Origin of the sequence: Nostoc sp. NMS4, from assembly GCF_017115095.1 — a bacterium.
Lineage (GTDB): Bacteria > Cyanobacteriota > Cyanobacteriia > Cyanobacteriales > Nostocaceae > Nostoc.
Genome location: NZ_JABXKI010000081.1, coordinates 1 through 2,704, shown reverse-complemented (window position 1 = coordinate 2,704; position 2,704 = coordinate 1). Strand labels below are relative to the sequence as shown.

At 42.0% G+C, this 2,704-nt stretch carries 2 protein-coding genes; both read right to left on the bottom strand.

From position 1 onward, the window contains the following. Nucleotides 1-112: 112 nt before the first annotated feature. Nucleotides 113-1,357: a hypothetical protein gene (locus tag HWQ37_RS05100; RefSeq protein WP_292744569.1), complete on the bottom strand. Its 1,245-nt coding sequence runs from the start codon at nucleotides 1,355-1,357 to the stop codon at nucleotides 113-115. A 230-nt stretch (nucleotides 1,358-1,587) separates the two neighbouring features. Next, nucleotides 1,588-2,538 carry a hypothetical protein gene (locus tag HWQ37_RS05095; protein WP_292744567.1) on the bottom strand — a complete coding sequence of 317 codons (951 nt, stop codon included), beginning with the start codon at nucleotides 2,536-2,538 and terminating at the stop codon, nucleotides 1,588-1,590. Between the last annotated feature and the right edge of the window lie 166 nt (nucleotides 2,539-2,704).

Sequence of the window (2,704 nt, the reverse complement as noted above, 5' to 3'; positions counted from 1 at the left end):
TATGGTATTTCCGATCTCTTTGCAACCCGATCGCAATATCTTAACAATTTATCTGGAGTTTTAAGAATTCTCAAGCATTTGGGTAGAATTATTATAGAATTATAAGTTACCATTACCTCAGATCCTTAACTACCCTGGGTTCACTCCTGTCGAAATCAAACAATTCATGATCAAGCGGTGTCCAAAATTCACGCTGCTCTTCAACAGACAAGCTATCAAAATGATCTCGTTTAGTCTCTAAATACCAGGGTTGTACTATATTATATACGTGTTGAATCACCTCATCTCTAAGTGGACTTTCTCCTGTAGACATATTTCGCCGTCCTAATGAAATGTTGGAAGCGTCTAGCTTTGCTCCATAGGGATTTATACCATCGTAAAACTGCCATAATTTTATCACTTTGTAGTTATACCAAGCATCTAGTACAGCATCTTCAGGGTCTAAATCAGACGCATCGCTAACAAATTTAGTTGATGTGATCACAAATTGATGATTAAAAGCTTTTTTATGATCCTTCATGTGCGCTATATATATCGCTTTGTTAGTGGTATTCTGCATCAAGTATATGTAAACAGATGCTGAGAATTCACCACATTTTCCTACTTCCAGTAATTGTGAGACTATTGCTGTAAGGTATGCAGTATCTGAGGACAGCTTCCTGAATGAATCTCTGAACACTTCTAAAGGTTCAGGTAGTGAATTAGCTAGCTTTAATAATTCACCCTGAATAACAGGAAAAGCTTCTCTAAGAAACGTCACTTTGAAATTACTTTCAGGGCCTGTTTCATCTAAACTACCCCTTCTGTTGGCTCTCCTAATTCCTAAATTTGCTGTATGCGCTACTGCATCAACCTCCTCATCTCTCTGTATTACTCCATCACTACTCGCTGACAAATTTGGTGCAGCAGTCATACCACCGTTAGACACCAAACGCTGCACTAACAGTTTGTTTTGCAGTTTGAACTTCTGTATTTTTTCTGGGCTAATAGTGTTTGTGTCAAGTTGAGCTTGCAATTTTTCTTCTTCAGGCAAAAACTCACGTTGAAGTTTATCGCTTTGTGGTTGATGAATCCTCTGCACTACTTGACGTGCAATCGCGTCGGCTGACTGCTCATATTTATCCCCTGGTTCCCCAATTGTCAACTTTGCCTGGATTACCTTTTTTGGCGGTGGCATCAAAGGGATTTCTAACAAGTTCTTCTTTCTTTGAACTAATCCTTTGGTTTGTTCCGGTTGCTGATGGGGAGTTGGTATTGGGTGTTGAATAATCGGCGCAAAGGGTCTTGATGACAAGTGAGATGTTGTCGGCGTTTCGCTCTTTGTTGAAGCCATTTTCTGGATTCTTTGGAATGTCATAATGATTTTTCCTTTTCCCCAACTCTCATCACCCACTTGGTTGACAAAGCCATCGGACTTTAATACGTACTGCTATTACACTGATACTGTAATTAACCCGAATTTTACCATTTAATGCCGATATTGCGATTTCATGAAAGCGTTAACAACTGCGATCGCTTCGGTTATTCGTGCTGTAGCTTGTGGGGATTGGTGTAGTACTGTGTAAGCATTGTTACGAAGAACTATCACTACCCTTGAATATCTGCATATTCTTTCTCTATCAAACTCAACAGCTTCTCTTCAACCACAGTCAAATACGGCCGCTTCATCTCCCCCAGATGCTTCAGCACCGCACTTGGGGCATCTTCCAAGTTCTCGTTTTCCCGTAGCCTACGAATGCGATCGCAAAGGAGCTGCATCTGTTGACACTCCTGGGGCAGGTAGCTGAAGGATTTCAGATGCTGCAACCCAACAGCGTACTCGCCATCCCACATTTTCACGCTGCAACTAAAGTCATTCACTGCGCTGACAATTACCCAACAGCCACCTTTGCCTCTCAGTTCGGGATTGTCTTTAACAAGGATTTGGCACACTTCGCCGATTTGGTAGGTGTTTGGTACTTTTGTACGTTCCATGATCCTTTGCACCACATCTTTCACAATTCTACCAGTCGGCACTTTCCCGCCAGCAAGTTCTACTGCTCTTAACCACACTTCTTGCTGTTCCTGGGGTTCAAGCTTGGTCATTGGTCGGACTTGGCGCTCACTCGTGGGCAGAATTTGTGTCCCATTGGTTGTCAAATTTTGATTTTCCACATTTTGACAACCAATGGTTGTCAAATTTTCGTAAACACCAGCTGCGGCAATCAAGTAATTTGACTGTTGGCGACTATGAGCAAAGCGATCGCGGCAATAATCTTCAAATGTTTTATGCGTGGAGCGATAAAGCCGTCTGTCCCTCAATTCTGTCAGCGCTTTCCCTGCCTCAAAAAACGCTCTTTCCACACGGCGCTCTAAATGCAGGCGATCGCGCTGTTCTTCCTCTGTCAATTCTGGAACTTCAACAGCACTAATCGTAATTGTTGCTGAACCTGGATCTTCTTGCTGGGAGATATCCTCGTTTACAGAGTTAGCTGCTGAAGTTGAATCGGTAGATGTGGCAGAGGTGGCTTTGTTGCGTCTAGAAGGTGGTTTAGGCATCATTCCACCCTTTTAGTTCAAAAATATTTGCTCAAAGTCAATCACAAACAGATTTGGAGTGTAGTAATTAGCTGTGATCACTTCTTTATAAAAATTGAAGACAAGACAAGAGGATTAGCAAGATTAAACATTACCTTCTCCTTCAAGCTTCACACCAAAGTCAACC

Excerpts from the sequence above, each read along its gene's own strand:
- HWQ37_RS05100 (WP_292744569.1), bottom strand. The coding sequence starts at position 1,357 with ATGACATTCCAAAGAATCCAGAAAATGGCTTCAACAAAGAGCGAAACG.
- HWQ37_RS05095 (WP_292744567.1), bottom strand. The coding sequence starts at position 2,538 with ATGCCTAAACCACCTTCTAGACGCAACAAAGCCACCTCTGCCACATCT.